Here is a 23,474-nt window from a genome sequence, read left to right on the forward strand (position 1 = left end):
GGCATCCGTGAATAGACGCGGAAAAATCGTCTGTACGTTGGGTCCGGCCACGGCCTCCGAGGATGCGGTGCGCAAGCTCGTCGAGGCGGGCATGGACGTCGCCCGGCTGAATTTCAGCCACGGGGACTACCCAGATCACGAGGCCAACTACAAGCGGGTGCGCACGGCATCGGACAGCACCGGCCACGCGGTCGGCATCCTCGCCGACCTGCAGGGCCCCAAGATCCGCCTCGGTCGCTTCGCCGACGGCCCCACGGTGTGGGAGAACGGCGAGACGGTGCGGATCACCGTCGAGGACGTGGAGGGCACCCACGACAGGGTGTCGACGACCTACAAGCGGCTGGCCCAGGACGCGCGGCCGGGGGACCGGGTGCTCGTCGACGACGGCAACGTCGGCCTGGTGGTCGAGCACATCGACGGCAACGACGTGGTCTGCACGGTCACCGAGGGCGGCAAGGTCAGCAACAACAAGGGCATGTCGCTGCCCGGCATGAACGTCTCGGCGCCCGCGCTGTCGGAGAAGGACATCGACGACCTGGAGTTCGCGCTGCGTCTCGGCGTGGACCTGGTGGCTCTGTCGTTCGTCCGCTCGCCTGCCGATGTCGAGCTCGTGCACGAGATCATGGACCGGGTCGGCCGTCGGGTGCCGGTCATCGCCAAGTTGGAGAAACCCGAGGCCATCGACAACCTCGAAGCCATCGTGCTCGCGTTCGACGCGATCATGGTCGCGCGCGGCGATCTCGGCGTCGAGCTGCCGCTCGAAGAGGTGCCGCTGGTGCAGAAGCGCGCCATCCAGATGGCGCGGGAGAACGCCAAGCCCGTGATCGTCGCCACGCAGATGCTCGAGTCGATGATCGAGAACTCCCGGCCCACCCGGGCCGAGGCCTCCGACGTGGCCAACGCGGTGCTCGACGGCGCCGACGCGGTGATGCTCTCGGGTGAGACGTCGGTCGGCAAGTTCCCGTTCGAGACGGTGCGCACCATGGCCCGCATCATCTCCGCGGTGGAGGAGAACTCTGTCGCTGCGCCGCCGCTGACGCACGTTCCGCGCACCAAGCGCGGGGTGATCTCGTATGCCGCCCGCGACATCGGGGAGCGGCTGGACGCGAAGGCGCTCGTCGCGTTCACCCAGTCGGGTGACACCGTGCGCCGGCTGGCCCGCCTGCACACCCCGCTGCCGGTGCTCGCGTTCACCGCACTGCCGGAAGTCCGCAGCCAGTTGGCGTTGACCTGGGGCACCGAGACGTTCATCGTGCCGCACATCCAGACCACCGACGGCATGATCCGCCAGGTGGACAAGTCGATGCTGGAGCTGGGTCGCTACAAGCGCGGTGATCTCGTGGTCATCGTCGCGGGTGCGCCGCCCGGCACAGTAGGGTCGACGAATCTCATCCACGTCCACCGCATCGGCGAGGACGACGTCTAGACCCTGGGGGTTGCGTGTCAGCAGACTTCGATGAACTGCTGGCAGTGCTCGACCTGAAGAGGGTCGACGACGATTACTTCCTGGGCGTGCATCCGAGCAAGAACCCGGTCCGCACCTTCGGCGGCCAGATGATGGCTCAGGCGTTCGTGGCATCGGGCCGCACCCTGAGCCATCCCGTCCCGCCGAGCACGCTGTCGGTGCACTTCATCGCGGGCGGCGATCCTGAGAAGGATCTGGAGTTCCGCGTGGTGCGCCTACGGGATGAGCGCCGCTTCGCCAACAGGCGGGTCGACGTCATGCAGGACGGCGCACTTCTGACGACCGCGTTGGTGTCCTACCTGGCCGGCGGGAAGGGACTCGAGCACGGGGTGTCCGCGCCGGCGGTGACCGAGCCGTTGGACGTGCCGCCAATCGACGAGTTGCTGAGCGGCTACGAAGAGGTGGTGCCGCACTTCGCCAACGCGTTGCGGCCCATCGAATGGCGCTACACCAACGACCCCGCCTGGATCATGCGGGACAAGGGCGACCGGCTGGCCCACAACCGCGTCTGGATGACCGCCCGCGGCGCCATGCCCGACGATCCCGTCCTGCATGCCGCGGCGCTGGTGTATTCGTCGGACACCACCGTGCTGGATTCGATCATCACCACCCACGGACTGTCCTGGGGACACGACCGGATCTTCGCTGTGACGACCAACCACTCGGTGTGGTTCCACCGCCCCGTGCGCTTCGACGACTGGGTGCTGTACTCGACCACCTCCCCGGTGGCCGCCGAGTCGCGTGGCCTGGGCTCCGGTCACTTCTTCGACCGTTCGGGTCAGTTGCTCGCCACGGTCGTGCAGGAGGGAATCGTGAAGTACTTCCCGGCTCGGGCTACCGGGTCGGGGTCACCGTGAGGGAGAACTGGTCTTCGACGCGCCGCTGGAAGTCCTCGGCGCATTGCTCGACGGCGGTGCTGTCGTTACCGGCGCGGGTGAGGCAGTCCACGTAGTCGCTCCCGCCGACCTGGTCGAAGAGGCCGATGTAGATCGGGATGAACACCAGGGCGGCGACGATCGCGACGGCTCCGAGCACGATGCCGGCGGTGGCGACGCCGCCGTTGGTCGCTTCGCCGCGTTTCACGCGGCCCCGGGCGATGATGCCGATGACGATTGCGCTGAGCCCCAGCACGATGCCGCCGGCGATCGACCAGCACAGCACGACGCCGATGATCGCGAGAATCAGTGCAGCGGTGCCCAATCCGTTCTTCGGCGCCGACGTCGGCGGCGGGCCGCCCGGGTAGCCGCCATAGCCGCCGTAGTTGCCATAGCCGCCGTACTGCGGGGGCGGCCCGTACGGCGGAGGCCCATACGGTGGCGGTGGCGGCGCGTCGCTCATGCCGGTGAGATTACCCGGACGTCCAGCGATTCCGGCAGATGATGCGTGGCGACCACGACCGCCCGATCAGCCCCGAACAGACCGGACGGCGCGAGGATGTCGGACAGCAGTGTCTCGGCGTCGGACCGGTCGAGGTGCTCGGTCGGTTCGTCGAGAAGCACGGTCGGCGCGGTGCAGATCAGGGCCCGCGCCAGCAGCAGTCGCCGACGCTGGCCGGCTGACACCGCTGCTGCGCCGCCGGTGAGCACCGTCGAGAGGCCGTCGGGCAAGCCTGCGAGCCAGGGGCCGAGTCCGACGCGGGTCAGCGCCTCGGTCAGTTCGTTGTCGCTCGCATCGCCGCGGGCCACGAGCAGGTTGTCGCGCACCGTGGTGGCGAACAGGTGGGCGTCCTCGGCGAAGAACGTGCCGTCGGTGCGCATCAACAGGGTCGTCTTGCCGCAGCCGCTCGGCCCGACCACCGCGATCCGGTCACCGGGTTCGAGATGCAGAGGGGTGACGTCGGGGCGACGGCGTGCCGTGTCGTCCGGGTCGGTGAGCGCCGCCAGGCGCCGGGCTGCGACGCGGCCCCTGCTCAGTGCGACCGCTGCGGCAGGCAGGGCCGCGGTCGCCTCGAAGGCCGACAGTGGCAGCAGCATCAGGACGGCCAGGGTGGTCGGGGCGACGGTGTCCGCCAGAGCGATACCGGCGAGCAGTGCGCCGAGCACACTGACACCGGTGGCCGCGGCGGGGGCCGCGGCGGCCACCGCTGCGGGTGCTGCCGCACTGTCGATCGCCCGCCCCCAGCGCCGCTGCTGATCGCCGGCGTCGGCGAGGACGTTCGGCAGGCGGCCGGCGATCCGCAGCTCCGCCGCGTGCTCCAGCGCGAGCAGAGTGGCTGTGTCACGGTCTGAATGATGCTCTGCTGCAACAGTTTCAGCATGTCGTGCCGCGTGGGCCGCCACGGCGGGCGCGACGACCCCGGCCAGCAGGAGGCTGGCGGCGAGCACGGCGGCGGAGATCGGCGAGATCAACCCCACGGTCACCACGGCGGCGATCCCGAGGATGCCGGCGACGCACATCGGCACCACCGCGCGCACCACGACGTCGGCCACATCGTCGACGCCGGCGCCGACGCGGGCGACCAGATCCCCACTGTGTCTGCGGGTCACGTCGTCTTCCGGGGCGGCGGCCAACCGGGCGAAGAGGCGCGTCCGGGCCGAATCGGCGGCTCGCAGCGCGGTGTCGTGGGATGCCAACCGCTCGCAGTAGCCGAACACCCCACGGGATATCCCGAACGCGCGCACCGCGACGACGGCGATCGTCAGATCGAGGACAGGCGGCATCTGCCACGCGCGGGTGATCAACCATGCCGACACCCCGGCCAGCGCCAGTGCGCTCCCCAGCGAGAGGACACCGAACGAGATCGCCAGGAGCAGCCGCGACCGGCGCGGACGCAGCAACTCATACCACCACACGAGCAGGCACCCCCATGTCGATGACGGTGTCGCCGATCGCCAGCACAGCGTCGCGGTGACCCACCACGACGACCGTCGCACCGTCGGCGGCACGGTCTCGGATCGCCGTCAGCACAGCGTGTTCGGTCGGTTCGTCGAGATGTGCGGTCGGTTCGTCGAGCAGCAGCACCGGCGCCGCCGAGCCCAGCACGCGGACGAGTCCCAGGCGTTGGCGCTGTCCCAGTGACAATCCGACGCCGCCCTGTCCGAGGGCGGTGTCAAGCCCCTGCGGTAGGTCGGCCAGAACGTTGTCGAAACGCGCTGTGCGACAGGCAGCGTCGAGGTCGGAGAGAGGCCCGAAGAGCTCGAGGTTCTCGCGTACGGTGCCGGGGATGATGACGGGGCGGTGCGCCAGCCACGCCACGCGGCTCCACCACCACGTCGGGTCGAGGTCGGCGACAGCGACCCCGTTGATCCGAACGCGGGCGGTCGGCATCGGGTCGAGGGCCAGAACGGCCTGCAGGAGCGTCGACTTGCCGCACCCGTTCGGGCCGGTCAGCACGGTGACCCGGCCCGGTTCGGCCAGCAAATCGGGTGTGGCGACGGTGATGGTCATCGCGTCGCCGTCCAGAACGCGATCCCCGGCCCGCGACGGTAGGGCGGAGTCGAGGAGCGCGAACGCGGCCGCCACTGCGGTCTTTCCGTCCTGTGCGCTGTGGAAGGCGGCACCGACGCGGCGCAACGGCCAGAACACCTCGGGGGCGAGTAGCAGAGCGGTCAGCGCGGTCTCCAGCGGAATGTGCCCGTACACCAGCCGCATCCCGACGCTGACCGCGACCAGGGCCACGCCGAGGGTGGCCAACAGTTCGAGTACGAGCGCGGACAGGAACGCGATCCGCATCGTGGCCATCGCCGAACGCCGATGCGCGGCATTCAATTCGGCGATCTTCGCGGTCGCCCCCTCGGCGCGGCCGAACGCCCGCAGCGTGGGCAGGCCCGCGACGAGATCCAGCAGCCGGGCCTGCAGCGTGGTCATCGCGGCCAGCGCCGCCGCCGACCGGTCCTCGGTCGCCAGGCCGATCAGGATCATGAAGATCGGGATCAGCGGGAGGGCGATGAGCACGATCGCCGCGGCCTGCCAGTCCACGGTCGCGATCACGACGACGGTCGCAGGGGTCAGGATCGCCGCGAGGAACAGCGACGGTAGGTAGGTGGTGAAATACACACGCAGACCGTCGAGTCCGCGCGTGACGACGGCTGCGGCGTTGTCACGGCGCTCCGCCAGCTCGCGCGGGGGCAGGGCGGTGGCGGTGCGGAGCACCTGGTCGCTCAGATCGGCGATGACATCGCTGGCGCCGTGCTGTGCCAGGCGCCCCTGCTGCCACTGCGTCAAAACGCGGACGGCCCACAGGGCGGCGAGCAGTGTGACCGGTGCGGCCAGATCCCCGAGGGTCCGGGACGCCGGATCGGTGATGATCTGCGCCACCAGACTCGCCAGTATCACAGCCGATCCGATCGTGGCGGCGGCGATCGCGACCCCGCACACCGTGGTGGCGACCAGGAATCGGCGCATCGCCGCCGAGACCCGCCACAGCCGCGGGTCGATCGGGGCACGCGAACTCTTCGTCAGGACGTACGCCTCGCCAATCCGATGGACGCCGGTATCGCGTCGGCGGTGATGCGTGAGCGGAACACCCAGTAGCTCCACGCCTGATAGCCGATGACGAGGGGGAGCAGCGTCAGCGATGCCCAGCTCATGATCTTCAGCGTGTACGGCGTCGAGGAGCCGTTGTAGATCGTCACGCCCCACTCGGGATTCAGCGTCGAGGGCAACAGGTTCGGGTACATCGAACCGAACAGCAGCACCGCAACCGCGGCGACGACGACCATGGTCGCGACGAATGCCCGGCCCTCGCATTCGCCGCGCCACATCAACGAGACAGCGGTCAGCAGGGCCACCACCGCGACCGCCAGGGCCCACCAGGTCCACGACTTCCCGTGTGCCAGCTGGGTCCACAGCCCGAAACCACCGGCGAGCACGACCACGGGCGCCGACAGGATGCGGGCGAACCGGAACGCATCCTCGCGGACCGCGCCCGAGGTCTTGAGTGCGACGAACACGGCGCCGTAGAACCCGAACAGTGACGTGGTCGCCAGCCCGCCGAGCAGGGCGTAGACACTGACGATGTCGGTCAGCGTGGCCTGCGAACGACCCTCGGCGTCGATCGGAAGGCCCTGCACCAGGATCGCGAACGCGACGCCCCAGAGGATGGCGGGAAGCCAGGACCCGGCCGCGATGCCGATGTCGGCCCACCCGCGCCACCGCGGATCGTCGATCTTGCCGCGCCATTCGATGCCGACGATCCGCAGAATCATGCCGACCAGGATCACCAGCAAGGGCAGATAGAGCGAAGAGAAGACCGTCGCGTACCACACCGGAAAGGCCGCGAACATCGCGGCGCCGGCGGTGATCAGCCAGACCTCGTTGGCGTCCCACACCGGCCCGATGGTGTTGAGTGCCGCGCGGCGCCGCCGTTCTCGCTGTTCTGGATCACCCGCGCCGGCGACCCCGAACGGGATCATCAACATGCCGACACCGAAGTCGAAACCTTCCAGGACCAGGAAGCCGAGGAACAGCGCTGCGATGAGGAAGAACCAGAGTTCTTGCAGTCCCATGGTTTTCGCGTCCTCTCAGTAGGCGAACGACAGGGGAGCGACGTCGTCGTCGCTGGGCGGCGCGGGTGGGGCCGGTTCCGAGTCGTGGTCCTGGGGGCCTTCGACGACGTAGCGACGCATCAGCCAGAACCAGACCACCGCGAGCGCGCCGTAGAGCAGCGTGAAGGTGCCGAGGGAGAAGAGCACCAGTCCGGCGGAGTGCCCGGACACGCCGTCCTGGACCGTCATTCGCACCAACTGGTCGCCGGTCGGGTTGGGGACCACCACCCACGGTTGGCGCCCCATCTCGGTGAACACCCAGCCGGCCGAGTTGGCCAAGAACGGTGCGGGGATGGTCAGGATGCCGAAGCGGCCGTACCAGGGCTGGTCGGGGATGCGTCCGCGTCGGGTCAACCAGAGCGTGACGAGGGCGAACGCGACCGGGACCAGAAGCAGGCCGATCATCGCGCGGAACGCCCAGTAGGTGACGAACAGATTGGGTCGGTAGTCTCCGGGCCCGAACTTCTCCTGGTACTGCTGCTGGAGATCCTGCACGCCCTGCAGCGTCACCCCGCTGAACTTGCTCTCCGCGAGGAAGGGCAGCACGTAGGGCACCTCGATGAGATGGGTGACGCTGTCGCAGTTGTTGTGCGTGCCGACGGTGAGGACCGAGAACATCGGATCGGTCTCGGTGTGGCACAACGATTCGGCAGAGGCCATCTTCATCGGCTGCTGGACGAACATCAGCTTGCCCTGGAAGTCTCCGGTGAAGAACAGGCCGCCGGCCGCGACGAGCGCCACGACCGACCCCAGCATCGCCGCGGGCCGGTACATCGCGATGCTGTCGGCGGGTCCGTCAGCGCGTCGTGAGCGGACCATCAACCAGGCCGAGACGCCCGCCACGAACGCGCCGGCGGTCAGGAAAGCTCCTGTGACGGCGTGTAGGAACGCCCAGATCGCGGTGTTGTTGGTCAACAGTGCGACGAAATCGGTGAGCTCGGCGCGGCCCGTCTCGGGGTTGAACTTCGCGCCGACGGGGTGCTGCATGAACGAGTTCGCCGCGATGATGAAGAACGCCGAGGCGTTCACCCCGAACGCGACGATCCAGATGCACGCCAGGTGCAGCGCGCGGGGCAGCCGGCTCCAGCCGAAGATCCACAAGCCGATGAACGTCGACTCGAAGAAGAACGCGATCAGGCCCTCGAACGCCAGCGGCGCACCGAAGATGTCACCGACGAATTTCGAGTACTCGCTCCAGTTCATGCCGAACTGGAACTCCTGGACGATGCCGGTGGCGACGCCGATCGCGAAGTTGATCAGGAAGAGCTTGCCGAAGAAGCGAGTCAGGCGGTACCAGGCGGTGTTGCCGGTGACGTGCCAGACCGTCTGCATGACGGCGATCAGCGGCGCCAGACCGATGGTGAGCGGGACGAAGATGAAGTGGTAGACGGTGGTGATACCGAACTGCCACCGCGACACGTCCAATGCGTCCATGCGCCACTCCCTTGTCCACCCACATTCTACGACACAGTGTAGTAGCGGAAAGGCTCGTGACGGCTAGGGGCTTTCGACCCTGGTCGCAGGGCCCTTCGTGACAGCCTTACGCAGGCCGATCGCCGATGCGACCTCGAAGACGCCGAGAACGACCAGCCAGATGCCGACCACCAGGGCCAGGGTGGCCAGCGATGCGAACGGCGACGCGAGCATGACGACGCCGGCGATCAGGCTGATCACGCCGATGACGATCGCCCAGCCACGCCCGGGCAGCGTCGGATCGCTGATCGCCGATACCGCGGTGGCCACGCCGCGGAAGATGAAGCCGATGCCGATCCAGATGGCCAGCAGCAGGATCGAGTTCGCCAAGCTGCGAAAGCACAGCACCGCGAGGATGAGTGCGGCCGCCCCGCTGATGAACAGCAGGACCCGGCCGCCGGCCGACACGTGCAGGCTGAAGGCGAAGACGACCTGCCAGATGCCGGAGATCAAAAGGTAGGCGCCGAAGAAGATCGCGGCGACGACGATGGTGATGGCCGGCCAGACGAGAACGCAGACACCGAGGATCACCGCGAGGACGCCCGAAATCAGCGCCGTTTTCCACAAATGCGCAAGCATGCTGGGGGGAGCAGGGGTTTCCATGCGCGCAGTGTGGCACAAGAGGGGTCGCCTACTCCCAATTTTGCGGATCGCTGTGATATCTCTACACAGTCGTTCTCAAACGAGAGTTATGTGCCCGTATCTCGCATCAACGCGCCTTCCGGGCAGGCTCCCGGACTAAGCAACTCCCGGGGCCTCAACGTCGGCCGCCAAACCACGACTTGCCCTGTTCGCGCAATCACCGTTCGCCAAACGACGCCAATCATGGATCACATTCAGGCAATTCCCTCGTTGATCGTTGCCTTCTCCACACCGCCCCGCTCAACACCCCAGCTTTCCAGAACTGCGGTGTACCGCCCGGAATCGATCAAACGCTGCAGTGCCTGCTGTAGAGCCAGCGCGAGGGAAGATCCTTTCTTCACCGGCCATCCGTAAGGTGCAGTATCAAAAAAATCGCCAGCTGCCGTCAACCGACCGTTGGTCCGTTTGATCGCATAATCTGTAACCGGTGAATCTGCTGTTAATGCGTCGGCGGCGCCATTCAAGACCGCATTAGTCGCCTGGTCTTGGCCTACGAATGACACGATCTTGATCGGATCTAGTCCTCGAGAAACGCATGCCTGATTTCTTGCAGGAAGCTCGTCGGTGTGTTGGACGGTCGTTTCTTGGACGGCAACTCGGATCCCGCATGCCGAGTCGGGGTTGATAGTCGCTTCATTGGCGCGCTGTGCCCAAAGTGTCCCCGCGGAAAAGTAGTTCACCATGTCTACGTTCTCTTCGCGCTGTTTCGTATCGGTGAATGACGCCATGCCAACGTCGAATTCGCCCGATTCAACAGCAGGGATGATGCTGTTGAAGTCGACTGAACGGAACTCAACCGCCAAGCCAAGCTCGCCTGCGACCGCCTCAAGTAGATCGACGTCGAATCCCACGATCTTGCCGTCCGATGTCATGAACTCAGCAGGCGCGTACGGGACATTAGTGCCGACTAAAAGCTTCCCTGCAGAAACGATAGAAGGGGGCAAGGCTGCCACGGAACTTTCCTGGCGGCTCGTAATTTCCTTGGTTGTAGCAGGAGCTGTGGAGACGTCGTCCGACTTGCGCGAGAGAAGAAAAGTAGCGGATAGGAGAAGCGCGACGACGCATACGACAACGCTAGCGAGGATTAGCGGTTGAGATGTTCTTGTCGGCCTGCTGCCCTCGACGGATGCGAGGGGCTCAGCCGGGCGCTCTTGCGGCCCATTCCTCTTACTAAACTCAGGTTCTCTCGGAACCGTTGCTCGGGACGTTGCACCGCTCTGGGCTAAAGGCGTAGGTCTCTGAGTCAGTTTTGGCGCGAGCTGCGTCCGCTCACCCATAGCTGCCAGTTTCAGCGAATTGGCGAAATCTGCACAGGTCTCAAAACGTGCATCCGGATCCTTCGCGAGCGCTCGAGTCAAGACGGCGTCCAGAGGCGCCAGTTCTCGCCGATACTGGCTAAGGGGTGGTGGCGCGCTATTGAGATGCCGGCTTATCACGACAGCGGCGTTGCTGTGGTCAAACACTGGGGCGCCGACGAGCAGATGGTGGGCAGTGGCGGCCAACGCGTATTGGTCGGTGCGGCCGTCAAGGGCTTCACCCATTAGCTGCTCGGGTGCCGCGTAGCTGAACGTTCCGAGCGTCATATTGCTCGCGGTCAACCGATCGGCATCATCGATCTGCCGCGCAATGCCAAAGTCGGCGAGAACAATTCGCCGAGGCGCTGTGGAGGTCATTAGAATATTGGCCGGTTTAACATCTCGATGCAACAGTCGCTTGTTATGGGCGAAATCGAGCGCACCAGCCACCGCCTCCACGATGTCGACGACATCCGAGATTGGCACGCCTGTTGGGTGCTGTTTCAACAGGCGAGATGCATCAATGCCTTCGACGTAGTCCATTGCGAGCCACAGCCGACCGCTGGTTTCGCCGGCGTCGTGGACTCCGACGATGTGCGGATGCCACAGCCCGGCGGTCAGATTAGCTTCGCGCCTAAATCGCTCCGCGAACTCTCGGTCGGAGCTCAGATCGGACGACAGTACCTTGAGCGCGTCGCGGCGCTCTAGCCGCGGGTGCTGAGCCAGATACACCTCGCCCATGCCGCCAGCACCGATTCTGCCCACGATCAGATAGCCCGCGAAAACCTCCCCCGTGCGCAACACCCCGCGATCGTAGCGAGATCCTCGTTCCGGATGGCTCACGCAGTCCATAGTGGCTGCCTCGTGATTCGACCTAGTCGTTCCACTGCTTCGGAGTAACGGCTCTACTACTGTTCCGTTACCGGCGCTGCGCGCCGGGTCATCGGTCGTTAACGTCTTTGGCTGGACATGCCGCAGAGAAAGTAGAGGCAACAGTGTTGCGTGACAAGCAAGACCGCCGGACTAAGATCTGGCGGGTCGCGGCGGTGTTCGCCGCAACGGGTGCCCTGGCGTTGTCGGGTTGTGCCAGCGGCGGCGACTCGGGCGGCAGCGGTGGCGGCAGCTCGAGCGCCAGTGCGGCTCCGGCGGAGAAGGTCGACGAGATCGCCAACACCGTGCCCGAGGCCATCAAGTCCTCCGGCAAGCTCGTCGTCGGGGTCAACATTCCCTACGCCCCGAATGAGTTCAAGGATCCCGACGGCAAGATCGTCGGCTTCGACGTCGACCTGATGAACGCGATCGCCGGCACGCTCGGGCTGACCCCGGAGTACCGCGAAGCCGACTTCGCCAAGATCATCCCGTCCATCCAGCAGGGCACCTTCAACGTCGGGATGTCGTCGTTCACCGACAGCAAGGAGCGCGAGCAGTCGGTCGACTTCGTCACCTACTTCTCCGCGGGCACGGCCTGGGCGCAGAAGCCCGGCGCCGGCATCGACCCGAACAACGCGTGCGGCAAGAGGGTCGCGGTGCAGGCCACCACCGTCCAGGAGACCGACGAGCTGCCCGCCAAGAGCAAGAAGTGCACCGACGAGGGCAAGCCCGCCATCAGCATCGTGCCGTTCGACGGTCAGGACGCGGCCACCAACGCCGTGGTGCTCGGTCAGGCCGACGCCATGTCGGCGGACTCGCCCGTGACGCTGTATGCGATCAAGCAGACCAACGGCAAGCTCGAGCAGGCCGGCGAGACCTTCGACTCGGCGCCCTACGGGTGGCCGGTCGCGAAGGGGTCGCCGCTGGCGCAGTCGCTGCTGCAGGCTCTCGAGCACCTGATCGAGAACGGCAAGTACAAGGAGATCGCCGGGAACTGGGGCCTGGAAGCGGGCATGATCGACAAGCCCGTGATCAACGGCGCGGTCTCCTAGGCGAAAGCGGATCTGATGAGTGATGCCGGCGCGCCGCCGCAGACCATCGACGCGGTACCGCTGAAGCACCCGTGGCGGTGGGTGGCGGCGGCCGTCATCCTCATCCTTGCCGGCCTGTTCATCTACGGGGCGGCCACCAATCCGGCCTACCGCTGGTCGGTGTTCGCCGAGTACCTCTTCGACCAGCGGGTGCTGACGGTCGGACTGGTCAACACCTTGCAGCTGACCGTCTACTCGATGGTGCTGGCGATCGCGCTCGGGATACTCCTGGCTGTCATGCGGCTCTCACCCAACCCGGTGTTCCGCTGGGTGGCGTGGGTGTACCTGTGGATCTTCCGCGGCACACCGATCTACGTGCAGCTGGTGTTCTGGGGCCTGATCCCGACGATCTACCAGCAGGTGCGGCTGGGCGTGCCGTTCGGTCCGTCCTTCTTCCAGGTCGATCTGCAGAGCCTGTCGATCCCGTTCCTGCTCGCCACACTGGGCCTGGCGCTGAACGAGGCGGCCTACATGGCCGAGATCATCCGTGCGGGCATCACGTCGGTGCCCGAGGGGCAGCTCGAGGCGTCGACCGCGCTGGGCATGTCCTGGGGGTTGGCGATGCGCCGCACCGTGCTGCCCCAGGCCATGCGGGTGATCATCCCGCCCACCGGCAACGAGGTCATCAGCATGCTGAAGACCACCTCGCTGGTGACTGCAGTGCCGTTCACGCTGGACCTGTTCGGCATCACCGCCCGAGAGATCGCGGCGCGTACCTTCGAACCCGTGCCGCTGCTGATGGTGGCCGCGTTCTGGTACCTGGTGGTGACCAGCATCCTGATGGTCGGCCAGTACTACCTCGAGCGGTACTTCTCCCGAGGCGCGTCACGCAAGCTGACGACCAAGCAACTCGACGCGCTGGCCAAGGCGCAGGCAAGTACAGGTGGGATGTGACGCAAGCAGCCCGGCCCATGGTGAAGGCCGAATCGGTGTGCAAGGACTTCGGCGCGCTCAAGGTCCTCAAGGGCATCACGCTGGAGGTGCAGAGAGGGCAGGTGCTGGTCCTGGTCGGACCGTCGGGCTCCGGGAAGTCGACGTTCCTGCGGTGCATCAACCACCTCGAGACGGTGAGCGCGGGCCGGCTCTACGTCGACGGCGAACTCGTCGGCTACACCGAGCGCGGCGGCAAACTGCACGAGATGAAGCCCAGCGAGGTCGCCAAGCAGCGCCGCGAGGTGGGCATGGTGTTCCAGCACTTCAACCTCTTCCCGCACCGCACGGCGCTCGGCAACGTCATCGAGGCGCCGATCCAGGTCAAGGGCGTGAACAAGGCGAAAGCCACCGAGCGCGCCAAGGAACTGCTCGACCGGGTGGGGTTGGCCGACAAGGCCGCTGCCTACCCGGCACAGCTGTCGGGCGGGCAGCAACAGCGGGTCGCGATCGCCCGCGCGCTGGCCATGGATCCGAAGCTGATGCTGTTCGACGAACCCACCTCGGCGCTGGACCCCGAACTGGTGGGTGAGGTCCTCACGGTGATGAAGACGCTCGCGTCGGAGGGCATGACGATGGTGGTCGTCACGCACGAGATGGGCTTCGCGCGGGAAGTCGCCGACGAACTCGCATTCATGGACGCCGGCGTCGTCGTCGAGCGAGGTGACCCGCGCACGATCATGGCCAACCCCCAACACGAACGGACCCAAGCGTTTCTCTCCAAGGTGATGTAGCGCCGGATCCGGTCACGCCGCTGTGGCGGGCCGCCCAGGTGTTCCGGCTGCTCAGCTGCCTGTATGCGCTGGGATTCGGGCTCGCGGTCAACGACGAGCTGGCGAGCCCGCTCGGCGGCTGGCTGGTCTTTGCGGCTCTGATCGGCTGGAGCCTCGCGTGCGCGGTCGCCTACCTGCAGGGCTTCGGGCGTCGCCCGGTGTGGGTGCTGACCGAGTTGGCGGTGGTGGTGGCCTTGGTGATGTGCACCGAGCTGGTCGCCTCCGATGCGTGGATCGCCGACAACCAGTCACTGCCGACGACGCTGTGGGCCACCAATGCCACGATCTCGGCAGCCATCCTGTTCGGCCCGGTCGGCGGGATGCTCGTCGGCCTGGTGGTGATGTCACTCGGCGCGGCGCTCAAGGGCTACGTCAACGTCGATGTCAGCCGCAACGCGACGATCGTCATCGAATTGGCGGTGGGCTTGGCGGTGGGGATGGCCGCGCAGACCGCTCGGCGCGCCCACGCCGAGCTGGAACGGGCCGCTCGACTGTCCGCATCGGTCATCGAACGAGAGCGGTTGTCCCGCCACGTGCATGACGGTGTCCTGCAGGTCCTGGCCCTGGTGGCGCGCCGGGGCCATGAGATCGGCGGTGACACAGCGCAATTGGCTGAGCTCGCGGGTGAGCAGGAACGCGCGCTGCGGCGCCTGGTGGTGGCGGGGGATGAGACCGTGCCGGGAGCGCAGGCCGACCTCGGTGCGATGCTGCGGCGTCGGGCCACCGACCGGGTGTCGGTGAGCGTGCCCGCGCACGCAGTGCTGCTCGATTCCGCGGTGGCCGACGAACTGTGCGCCGCGGTCGGCAACGCGCTCGACAACGTCGAGGCGCACGCCGGCGACGGCGCCCGCGCGTATGTTCTGCTGGAAGACCTCGACGACGCGGTGACGGTGAGCGTGCGCGACGACGGTGTGGGGATCGCCGACGGGCGACTCGCCGAAGCGGCCACCGAGGGTCGCATCGGTATCGCGAAATCGATTGTGGGACGGATGGATTGGCTGGGTGGCCGGGCGGAGTTGCACACCGGACCGGGAATGGGGGTCGAATGGGAGCTGACGGTACCGCGATCACGGTGATGGTCGTCGACGACCACCCGATCTGGCGTGACGCGGTGGCGCGCGACCTGGCCGACGACGGATTCGACGTGGTCGCGACGGCAGACGGGGTCGGCTCTGCGGCACGGCGCGCCGCAGTCGTGCATCCCGCCGTCGTCGTGATGGACATGCGGCTGTCCGACGGCGACGGCGCTGCGGCCACCGCGCAGGTGCTGGCCGTGTCACCGTTCTCCCGGGTGCTGGTGCTCTCGGCGTCCGACGAACGCGACGACGTGCTCGAGGCGGTCAAGGCCGGGGCCACCGGGTACCTCGTCAAGAGTGCCTCCAAGCAGGATCTGGCCGACGCTGTGCGCGCCACCGCCCAAGGCCGCGCGGTGTTCACGCCGGGCCTCGCGGGTCTGGTGCTGGGGGAGTACCGACGCATCGCCCGCGACGAACCGGGTCCGGCGCAGCCGAGCCTGACCGAGCGGGAGACCGAGATCCTGCGTTACGTCGCCAAGGGGTTGACCGCCAAACAGATCGCCGCCCGACTGTCGCTGAGTCACCGCACCGTCGAGAACCACGTGCAGGCCACGTTCCGCAAGCTGCAGGTGGCCAACCGGGTGGAACTCGCGCGCTACGCGATCGAGCACGGGCTCGACGAGTAGTTGTACTCATCCGCCGGGCACATCTGATTGCCACCATGGCGTCATGACCGAACCGCACGCACCTGTCGTCGCCCGGTTGTCCGCGGAGTTGATCGCGCTCTCGCAGCAGCTTGCCCGCGTCTCCGCCGACCTGGCCGAGCTCGATCGAACTCTCACCGCGCGTCCTGCGCCGCCTCCTCCCGCGCCCCAGCCGTACGTACCGGCCGGCCCCAGCTACGTGCCGCGGCCGGCGCCTCTGCCGCCACCTCCGGTGCCTGCCCCCGTGCGCGAGCGTTCGGAGGGCTGGATCGGCAAGCTGCTCGCGGTCGCCGGCGTCGCGGTGACGCTGATGGGCGTCGTGCTGCTGCTGGTGCTCGCCGCTCAGGCCGGCATCCTGCGGCCCGAGTTTCGCGTGGCCGGCGGCGTGGTGTTGGCCGTCGCGCTGGTGGCTGCTGGACGGCGACTGCAGAACCGCTCCGGAGGTCGTGTCGGCGCGATCGCCGTGACGGCCACGGGGATCGCCGCGGCGTACATGGACGTCATCGCCGTCACGACCATCTACGGATGGGTTCCTGCGGGCGTGGGACTGGTACTCGCCTCCGCGGTCGGCGGAGCGGGGTTGACGCTCGCGCGCCGCTGGGACTCCGAGCACCTCGGCCTGCTGGTGCTCATCCCGTTGACCGTGCTGGCTCCGGTGGTCGCAGACGGCAACACCCTGCTGTTGGTCGGCTTCATGCTGGCGCTCGCCGCTGCCTCGTTGCCGGTGCAACTGGGCAAGGACTGGGTGTGGCTGCATGCGGCGCGCACCGCCGCGGCGACCTTTCCGGTGCTGTTCGCACTCGTCGTGCGCCATTTCGACGGGCGGGACGACCTGTGGCTGGCCGGCGCCTGTGCGATCGCCGCGGTGCTGGCTGTCGTCGCAGCGGTGGTGCTGCTGCCCGGCTCGCGTCGCGCTGCTCCTCTCGCGCTTCTGACCACGGCGGGGGTGACGCCGCTGCTGTGCGTCGGGTTGGTCGTCGACCGGGTGGTCGCCGCGCTGATGATCGCCGCGCTGGCGGGGGCGCTCCTGGCGATCGTGTTGGTGGGCGATCAGCTGCCGGGCGTCGCGGGCATCGCCCGCCGGGTGTTCTCTGCGCTGTCGGCGGTGAGCGCCCTGATCGCGGTGACGGTCGCCTTCGACGGATCGGTGGCGGGCCCGATCCTGCTCGCGATGGCCGTCGTGGTCGCTGTCGCCGGCCGGCGCGATGTCATCGCGCGCAGTGCGGCAATGCTTTTCGCTGCGATCGGGGCGCTGCTGCATGTCGCCTACGCTCCGCCGAGCGTTCTGCTGTCCGCCGCGGACGCGGTGGAATCGGCACGCGCGTCCACCCTGGTGTCGAGCATCCTGGTCGGTATCGCCGCGGTCGCGATCGCGTGGTCGTGGTCGGGCCCGCAGCGAGCGGTGTGGGCGGCGGTGGCCGCCGGGATCGTCGCCTACGCGGTCACGTGCTTCGCCGTCACCGCCGGAGTGCTGATCGGTGGACAAGGCCGCGGTTTCTACGCAGGGCACATGGTGGCGACGATCTGCTGGATCGCCATGGCGGCGGCGCTGCTGGCGCACGCCGTGCGTGTGCCGCGGACCGACCGGTCGGTGCCGATCGCCGGCGGCCTCGGGCTCGTGGGCGCCGCGGTGGCCAAGCTGTTCCTGTTCGATCTGGGCACACTCGACGGGATGTTCCGAGTGGCGGTGTTCATCGTCGTCGGGCTGATCCTGCTCGGCATGGGCGCCGGATATGCCCGGCTGCTGGAACGTCAGGATCACGTGACCGCCGACACACACTAGACTGGATTGAGTCCAGAAAAGGAGATGTTGTCATGGTCATGAACACACAGTCTCACTCTCGCAAGACCGAAGCCGACATCGTCGGCTTCCAGGCATCCTCTGACCTGTCCGCAGCGCTGCAGCGCGTACTCGTCGACGTCATCGAACTGCACCTGCAGGGCAAGCAGGCGCACTGGAACGTGGTCGGCACCAACTTCCGCGATCTGCATCTGCAGCTCGACGAGGTCGTCGACTTCGCCCGCGAGGCCAGTGACACCATCGCCGAACGCATGCGGGCGCTCGACGCGGTGCCCGACGGCCGGTCCGACACCGTCGCCTCGACCACCTCGCTGCCCGAGTTCCCCGCGTTCGAGCACAGCAGCGCCGAAGTCGTCGACCTCGTCACCACCCGCATCTACGCCGTCGTCGCCACGCTGCGGGACGTGCACGACGCAGTCGACGCCGAAGACCCGAGCACCGCGGACATCCTGCATCAGCTCATCGACGGGCTGGAAAAGCTGGCGTGGCTGCTCAAGTCGGAGAACCGGAAGGTGTGACGGCAGAAGGCTTTTCGGCCGGCGTGGCGGCCGGGGCCCGACGCCCCACCAGATACCAGGTGTGCATCGGGCCCTTGCCTTTCACGTCGACCAGGCCGCGCTCTTCGAGCACGAAGCGATGTCTGAGCCGTTCGTAGACCTCATCGGGCACCTGGATGCGGCCCTCGACATCGGTGGTCTCCATGCGAGAAGCGATGTTGACCGCGTCGCCCCAGACGTCGTAGAAGAACTTCCTCGCGCCGACGACGCCGGCGACCACCGGTCCGCACGCCATCCCGATCCGCAGCGGCACCGCCCGACCCTGCGCGTCGGTCAGACCGGCGACGGCATCCGCCATGTCGAGCGCCAGCGCGGCCAGAGCCTCGAGGTGGTCGGTGCGCGGGGTGGGTACGCCGCTGACCACCATGTAGGAATCCCCGCTGGTCTTCACCTTCTCCAGGCCGTGCTGATCGACCAGCGCATCGAGGTCGGTGTAGAGCCGGTCGAGGAACCGGACGAGTTCGGCGGGCGCGGTGTCACTGGCACGCTTGGTGTATCCCGCGATGTCGGCGAAGAGAATGGACGCATCGTCGTACTTGTCGGCGATCACCGAGCGGGCCGGATCCTTGAGCCGGTCGGCGATGGTCTCGGGCAGGATGTTGGCCAGCAACCGCTCGGACCGCTCGTACTCGGCTTCCATCGCGCGCTCGGCGCGCTCGGTCTCGCGCAGCGTGTACCACAGCGTCGCCACGATCATCACCACCGACGAGACCACCGAGGACACGAAGCCGACTTTGAGGAACCACGACGGACCGAGACCACGATCGTCGGGCACGGTCAGTTCGAGCACGATGATCAGGACCACTCCGGTGCCGGCGATGGCCGAGGCCAACGTGATGCGTTCGATGCCCAACGTGAGGACCGTCAGCGACGCGGCGACCAGGAAATAGAACTGCAACCCCGAGTCGGTGCCCATCGTGTAGCAGAAGAACCCGACCGACACATAGGCGACGACCACGAATGTCACGGGGGCGACGACCTCACCGAGCGGGCACAACCGCGGGATGCTCAGGAAGGCGAGCCCGCACAGGATGTTGACGACGCCCAACCACGCGAACCCACCGCCGACGACCACCTGGAACGACCCGAAGATCAGCGACACCGCGGCGGCGATCCACCCGGCGATGGTCAGCACCCGGACCCTGCGTGACACCGCCTCGGCCCGGTGGCGGCTGAGCGAGGTCGTGCGTCCTTCGAGTGCCACCTCGGGCACGCAGACGGACCGCACGTTGCGCACGATGCGGAGCTTATCGCCGATCGCAGCGATAACCTGCTCGAATGACGGGTATCGCGTGCTGCCAGATCGATCCGCAGATCGGTGACCTCGACGGTAATTCCGAGCGCATCTCCGCCGCGATCACCGATGCGCGATCTGCCGGCGCCGACATCATCGTGCTGCCGGAATTGGTGACCTCCGGCTACATGCTCAGCGGCGACGACGAGGCCCGCTCGGTGGCGCTGACGCGTGACGATGCCCGGTTCGCGGGATGGGCTGCCGCAGCAGGAGATTCATTGGTGGCGCTCGGGTTCTGCGAACTGGGCGAGGACGGCGTGCTCTACAACAGCGCCGCTGTGCTCGACGACGGCGGCGTGTCAGCGGTCTATCGCAAGACCCACCTGTGGGACCGGGAGAAATTGATCTTCACGCCCGGCCGCGACCTGCCGCCCGTGCTGCCGACGCGGCATGGGGCGGTGGCCGTGATGCTCTGCTACGACCTGGAATTCGCGGAACTGACCCGCCGGGCCGTGGTCGACGGCGCCGATCTCATCGTCGCCCCGGTCAATTGGCCGCTGTTCCCGCGCCCGGACGGGGAGCACCCCGGCGAGGTGATCACCGCGATGTCGACCGCTCGTACGAACCACGTCGCCGTTGCGGTGTGCGACCGCGCGGGCGTCGAGCGTGGTCAACGCTGGACAGAGGGCACGGCGATCGTCGCCGCTGATGGTTGGGTGGTGGCCGAGGCGGGGCCCGGGGAATCGGTCGCGATGGCCGACGTCGATCTTTCGCTCAGCCGCGACAAGAACATCACCGAGTACGTCCATCTGCTCGACGATCGTCGGCTGGACCTGTACTGAACACCAGGCCGACACCCACCACGAGTTGCCACGCGATGATCGTGTAGATCGCCACCCGTTCGCACGCTCCCTGCGGCATGTCGGTGCCGATCAGCGCCGCCGCAGCCGCCAGGCCCAGGACGCCGAGTATGTAGCCGAGGGTCCTGGCGGCCGCGGATCGCCCGGGGAGGCCGGCGGCGCCGCCTGCGAGCAGCGCGAGATTGCCCCCGACGATCGCCGCGGTCGCACCGGCGACGTGGAGTAGCTGGGCCGTGTGGCTGCCTCCGCTGGGGACCAGGCCGACGACGACCGAACCCGCTCCATACAAGGATGCGAGCGCGGTGAACATCAGGCCGCCGCGCGCGGGCCGCGCCGTGGCGACCAGTACGGCGGCAGTCACCACGAACGCCATGCCCTGGACGCGGAAAGCGGCGTTCATCCACCACGACAGCGGCGACGTCGGGCGTCCCAGATCGCTGATGACGTCGCCCACGTAGCTGTAGGCCGGCACCCGCGCCGCTGCGATCGCTTCGACGGTCAGGTAGCTGATCCCGGCAGCCAGAGCGAGGACACCGCTCGTTCGACGCACGATTGTCGGGTGGGGAGTGCGCACACCACCAGCGTGCCAGCCGGGAGTTGACCACAGCGGCACGGGGGAGGCCCGCCATGGCGTGTGATGGTGGTCGAGTTTGCTTGCTGGAATCGCACACGGATGCGCAGGACGGAAGCAGCCCGTGTCGATCCTCGGCCGATCCCCTGCGACCGTCGGCTGCGCGTGGCAATGCACTTATATCTTTGCTGAAAGCACACGTGCCGACGTTTTTAACTGTTAAAGTCCCTGCTAGCACGTCATCGTGCAGTACCTGAGAATCATTTGGGAGGAATGGTCATGGGGGGAGCTCACGCGCTGAAGCATGCGCGCAAGCGTCCGGCAGGAGTGGCGGGATGCGTCGTAGCGGGGAGCCTGTTGTTTGCTCCGGTGGCGCAGGCGGCGGATGCGACGTCCTGTCCGACGGACAAGTGCACCAACGGCGTCACCGCCCTCTTGGTCGGCGGCAAGGGGTCTTATGCGGTCTTGAAGCCGGAAGAGATGATGGCGGCGTTCGGCGGGTATTTCGCCGATTACGACGATCGGGTCAGCGTGCCGTTCCCCGGCGACGCCGACTTCTCGGAGTCGATTCCGGAGGGCGCTGCCAACCTGTACAACGCGGTCTTGGCCCAGCCCACGGGCACGGTGCTGACCATCGGTGGTGTGTCCAAAGGGGCACCATCGGTGATCGAGGCCCTGAAGCAGCTGGAAGCGGATCGGGAAGCCGGCAAACCGGTCCCGGATCCCGCGCACATGAACGTGATGCTCTACGGTGCGCCGAGCCGGGTCTATTACTCGGGCGTGAAGTACCGTCCCGACATCCCGGTGACGCCCTACAACGTGTACGTGGTGGCCGCCGAATACGACGGGGTGGCTGACATGCCCGACAACATGTTCAACATCCTCGCGGTGCTCAACGCCGTGCAGGGGGCGGACATGTTGCATGTGGACGCGGCGTTCAACACCGACTTCAAGAACGACCCGATGCGCTACAAGGTCGAGACGAACAAGGACGGCGGGTCGGTGACCACGATCCTGATCCCCTACAACGACCCCATTCTCCCGCTGCTGCAGCCGATGCTCGAGGCGGGTGGCGATCCGGCGCAGCTGGCCAAGCTCAGCGCAGCGCTCAAGCCGATCATTGATTCGGCCTACAAACGCAACCGCCCGTCCGAGCAGAAGAAGTGGCAGACCGGCATCGTCAACATCCCGCTGCCGACCGCGGCCACTCCGAAGCCGGTCGTCGACGACGCCAGCCAGACGCTCAAAGTCAGTGTCCCGGTCGATGATTCACAGGACGCCGTGACGCCGCCTGCGCGCACGACGCTGTCGAAGGCCCTGAGCAAGGGTCAGACCGACGACAACGACGACAACGGCGCCGACACCGCGACGGTCAAGAGGAACGTCTTCAAAAACCTCAGCGACAGCATCAAAACCGAGGTCAAGAAATTGACCACCAGGAAGGACAAGACGGCGACAAAGGATGCCGCGCCCGAGAAGAGAGAGACGGTCGGCGCCACGTCGTCGTCATCAGGCTCCGGTGGCGACAGCGCCGGATCGGAGAGCTGACCCGCCCCAGCTCCGCCGGGAAGCCCCGTCTCCGTCACGGAGGCGGGGCTTCTTGTTCACCGTCTTCGTTTCCCGCGTCTTCTTGGTGGTCGCCCTTTCGGCGTCGTCGGCGATGTCCTTCACCACTTGCTTACGCTCCGTTAATGTTTCGTCACGACGGTGTTGGCCTACGTAACCCTGCTCGGATGCCCTCTGGGTAGAGGCCTTCGGAGTGAACAGGCCGGTGAGCCACGAGGCCCTGATCGGTGGGTCGGCGTACACCCGGTCGATCACGTTGTCGCCGTAATGTGTTTGCGATACCGGCGTCTCCTCGGAGAAATCGCGCCCGCCGTAGCCGAAGGTGTGATTGCCATACCACTGCCTTCGCACCGCCGCCTCGTCGCTCTTGGTGCTGATGTACTCGATGGTCCCGCCGCCGACCTGCAGCACAGGACGCCCGCCCTCCTCGTAGGTCGCCCCGTTGTTGGGGCGGGCGGGCGAACCCAACTGGATGATCTTGCCCTGCCAGTCGGGACGCAGCGCGCGCGCATCCTGGGCGCCGATAGCGGAGCCAGAGTAGGTGTAGAGCACCGCATCAGGCGTGTCGTGGGCGTCCATCCACGCCCCGGCCGCGGCCGCCGCGCCCCTCTTGCCGTCGGTGGTCATGTAATTCCACTTCACCTCGTTGCAGCCGGCGCCGCACGTGCTCCCGTCGGGCATGGTGATGGTCCTCCAGCCGGGTCCGACATTGAAGATGCCGTCCATGTAGGCGGTCGACCCCGACAGTGCCGCCAGCGCCGACACGGTCGCTACCCGATCCTGCGGAGCGCGCCGTTGGTCGTCTCGACCGGATGCCGCGGTCTGGCCTTTCTTCTCGGGGTAACTGTTGCGTTTGCGGGCCGAGTCGATGATCGGCTTGAGGATCGTCGACAGTTTCACCAGCTGGTCGTGGTTGGACCCGTCGGACTTCTCCATGACGGCCAGTAGTGGCAGCACGTCACCCTCGTCGATGGCCGCGGCGACGGTGACGGTTCCGTCGGCCGTGGTGTCACCGACCGTGTCGTGCAGCCTGAAATCGCTTCCGCTTGCTTCGTCGCCGACTGGCGCCGCATGCGTCACCGGCGCGACAAGGAGTGCCGCCGCTGTTGCTGACATGCCGACAGCGAGAATCGAACCCGT

General features: G+C 67.0%; 21 protein-coding genes. 11 read left to right on the plus strand and 10 right to left on the minus strand.

The window, feature by feature from the left end; translation table 11 throughout:
- The first annotated feature begins 7 nt into the window (after nt 1–7).
- Nucleotides 8–1,426, plus strand: a complete 1,419-nt coding sequence (gene pyk, locus ACXYX3_RS12040) for a pyruvate kinase (protein WP_458611827.1) — start codon at nt 8–10, stop codon at nt 1,424–1,426.
- Nucleotides 1,427–1,440: 14 nt separating this feature from the next.
- Nucleotides 1,441–2,322, plus strand: coding sequence for an acyl-CoA thioesterase II (locus ACXYX3_RS12045; RefSeq protein ID WP_458611828.1), 882 nt, complete (start codon nt 1,441–1,443; stop codon nt 2,320–2,322).
- Here the strand turns inward: ACXYX3_RS12045 and ACXYX3_RS12050 are convergent.
- The 7 genes from ACXYX3_RS12050 to ACXYX3_RS12080 form a co-directional block, all read right to left on the minus strand.
- Nucleotides 2,300–2,803, minus strand: coding sequence for a DUF4190 domain-containing protein (locus tag ACXYX3_RS12050; protein ID WP_458611829.1), 504 nt, complete (start codon nt 2,801–2,803; stop codon nt 2,300–2,302). The genes ACXYX3_RS12045 and ACXYX3_RS12050 overlap by 23 nt on opposite strands.
- Nucleotides 2,800–4,257: an ATP-binding cassette domain-containing protein gene (locus ACXYX3_RS12055; RefSeq protein WP_458611830.1), complete on the minus strand. Its 1,458-nt coding sequence runs from the start codon at nt 4,255–4,257 to the stop codon at nt 2,800–2,802. Before ACXYX3_RS12055 ends, ACXYX3_RS12050 begins: the two co-directional genes overlap by 4 nt.
- A complete protein-coding gene (cydD, locus tag ACXYX3_RS12060) occupies nt 4,244–5,809 on the minus strand; it encodes a thiol reductant ABC exporter subunit CydD (RefSeq protein WP_458612061.1) in 1,566 nt (521 codons plus the stop codon). Before cydD ends, ACXYX3_RS12055 begins: the two co-directional genes overlap by 14 nt.
- Before the next feature lie 53 nt (nt 5,810–5,862).
- On the minus strand, nt 5,863–6,912 hold the full coding sequence (gene cydB, locus ACXYX3_RS12065; protein ID WP_458611831.1) for a cytochrome d ubiquinol oxidase subunit II: 1,050 nt from the start codon (nt 6,910–6,912) through the stop codon (nt 5,863–5,865).
- A gap of 15 nt (nt 6,913–6,927) precedes the next feature.
- On the minus strand, nt 6,928–8,385 hold the full coding sequence (locus ACXYX3_RS12070; protein WP_241203631.1) for a cytochrome ubiquinol oxidase subunit I: 1,458 nt from the start codon (nt 8,383–8,385) through the stop codon (nt 6,928–6,930).
- Nucleotides 8,386–8,448: 63 nt separating this feature from the next.
- A complete protein-coding gene (locus ACXYX3_RS12075) occupies nt 8,449–9,027 on the minus strand; it encodes an HdeD family acid-resistance protein (protein ID WP_241203630.1) in 579 nt (192 codons plus the stop codon).
- A gap of 233 nt (nt 9,028–9,260) precedes the next feature.
- On the minus strand, nt 9,261–11,165 hold the full coding sequence (locus tag ACXYX3_RS12080; protein WP_458611832.1) for a bifunctional serine/threonine-protein kinase/transporter substrate-binding domain-containing protein: 1,905 nt from the start codon (nt 11,163–11,165) through the stop codon (nt 9,261–9,263).
- Nucleotides 11,166–11,356: 191 nt separating this feature from the next.
- Here ACXYX3_RS12080 and ACXYX3_RS12085 point away from each other — a divergent pair, with 191 nt between their 5' ends.
- The 7 genes from ACXYX3_RS12085 to ACXYX3_RS12115 are packed head-to-tail and all read left to right on the plus strand — an operon-like array spanning nt 11,357 to nt 18,064.
- Nucleotides 11,357–12,283 carry an ABC transporter substrate-binding protein gene (locus ACXYX3_RS12085; RefSeq protein WP_458611833.1) on the plus strand — a complete coding sequence of 309 codons (927 nt, stop codon included), beginning with the start codon at nt 11,357–11,359 and terminating at the stop codon, nt 12,281–12,283.
- A 15-nt stretch (nt 12,284–12,298) separates the two neighbouring features.
- Complete coding sequence (locus ACXYX3_RS12090) at nt 12,299–13,216, plus strand: amino acid ABC transporter permease (protein ID WP_458611834.1); 918 nt, start codon at nt 12,299–12,301, stop codon at nt 13,214–13,216.
- A 17-nt stretch (nt 13,217–13,233) separates the two neighbouring features.
- Complete coding sequence (locus ACXYX3_RS12095) at nt 13,234–13,986, plus strand: amino acid ABC transporter ATP-binding protein (protein ID WP_241203859.1); 753 nt, start codon at nt 13,234–13,236, stop codon at nt 13,984–13,986.
- A gap of 38 nt (nt 13,987–14,024) precedes the next feature.
- Complete coding sequence (gene macS, locus ACXYX3_RS12100; protein ID WP_458611835.1) at nt 14,025–15,101, plus strand: MacS family sensor histidine kinase; 1,077 nt, start codon at nt 14,025–14,027, stop codon at nt 15,099–15,101.
- A complete protein-coding gene (locus tag ACXYX3_RS12105; protein WP_458611836.1) occupies nt 15,071–15,727 on the plus strand; it encodes a LuxR C-terminal-related transcriptional regulator in 657 nt (218 codons plus the stop codon). The genes macS and ACXYX3_RS12105 overlap by 31 nt, the downstream gene beginning before the upstream one ends.
- Before the next feature lie 43 nt (nt 15,728–15,770).
- A complete protein-coding gene (locus ACXYX3_RS12110; RefSeq protein WP_458611837.1) occupies nt 15,771–17,528 on the plus strand; it encodes a DUF2339 domain-containing protein in 1,758 nt (585 codons plus the stop codon).
- Between the two features lie 38 nt (nt 17,529–17,566).
- Nucleotides 17,567–18,064 carry a Dps family protein gene (locus ACXYX3_RS12115; RefSeq protein WP_458611838.1) on the plus strand — a complete coding sequence of 166 codons (498 nt, stop codon included), beginning with the start codon at nt 17,567–17,569 and terminating at the stop codon, nt 18,062–18,064.
- On the opposite strand, the gene ACXYX3_RS12120 is transcribed toward ACXYX3_RS12115, so the two are convergent.
- Nucleotides 18,039–19,331 (minus strand): adenylate/guanylate cyclase domain-containing protein, encoded by a 1,293-nt coding sequence (locus ACXYX3_RS12120; protein WP_458612062.1) that lies wholly within the window; start codon nt 19,329–19,331, stop codon nt 18,039–18,041. The two genes, ACXYX3_RS12115 and ACXYX3_RS12120, sit on opposite strands and share 26 nt — an antisense overlap.
- Before the next feature lie 50 nt (nt 19,332–19,381).
- Between ACXYX3_RS12120 and ACXYX3_RS12125 the strand changes: the two genes are divergently transcribed.
- On the plus strand, nt 19,382–20,179 hold the full coding sequence (locus ACXYX3_RS12125) for a nitrilase-related carbon-nitrogen hydrolase (RefSeq protein WP_458611839.1): 798 nt from the start codon (nt 19,382–19,384) through the stop codon (nt 20,177–20,179).
- Here ACXYX3_RS12125 and ACXYX3_RS12130 read toward each other — a convergent pair.
- Complete coding sequence (locus ACXYX3_RS12130) at nt 20,130–20,747, minus strand: DUF998 domain-containing protein (protein WP_241203622.1); 618 nt, start codon at nt 20,745–20,747, stop codon at nt 20,130–20,132. The two genes, ACXYX3_RS12125 and ACXYX3_RS12130, sit on opposite strands and share 50 nt — an antisense overlap.
- A gap of 300 nt (nt 20,748–21,047) precedes the next feature.
- Between ACXYX3_RS12130 and ACXYX3_RS12135 the strand changes: the two genes are divergently transcribed.
- The gene (locus ACXYX3_RS12135) at nt 21,048–22,316 is read left to right on the plus strand and encodes a PE-PPE domain-containing protein (RefSeq protein ID WP_458611840.1); all 1,269 of its coding nucleotides are present in this window, start codon (nt 21,048–21,050) and stop codon (nt 22,314–22,316) included.
- Here the strand turns inward: ACXYX3_RS12135 and ACXYX3_RS12140 are convergent.
- Entirely contained in the window at nt 22,278–23,450 is a 1,173-nt protein-coding gene (locus ACXYX3_RS12140) for a hypothetical protein (RefSeq protein WP_458611841.1), read from the minus strand. The genes ACXYX3_RS12135 and ACXYX3_RS12140 overlap by 39 nt on opposite strands.
- Between the last annotated feature and the right edge of the window lie 24 nt (nt 23,451–23,474).

The organism is Mycobacterium sp. Panama NTM2, assembly GCF_054355555.1.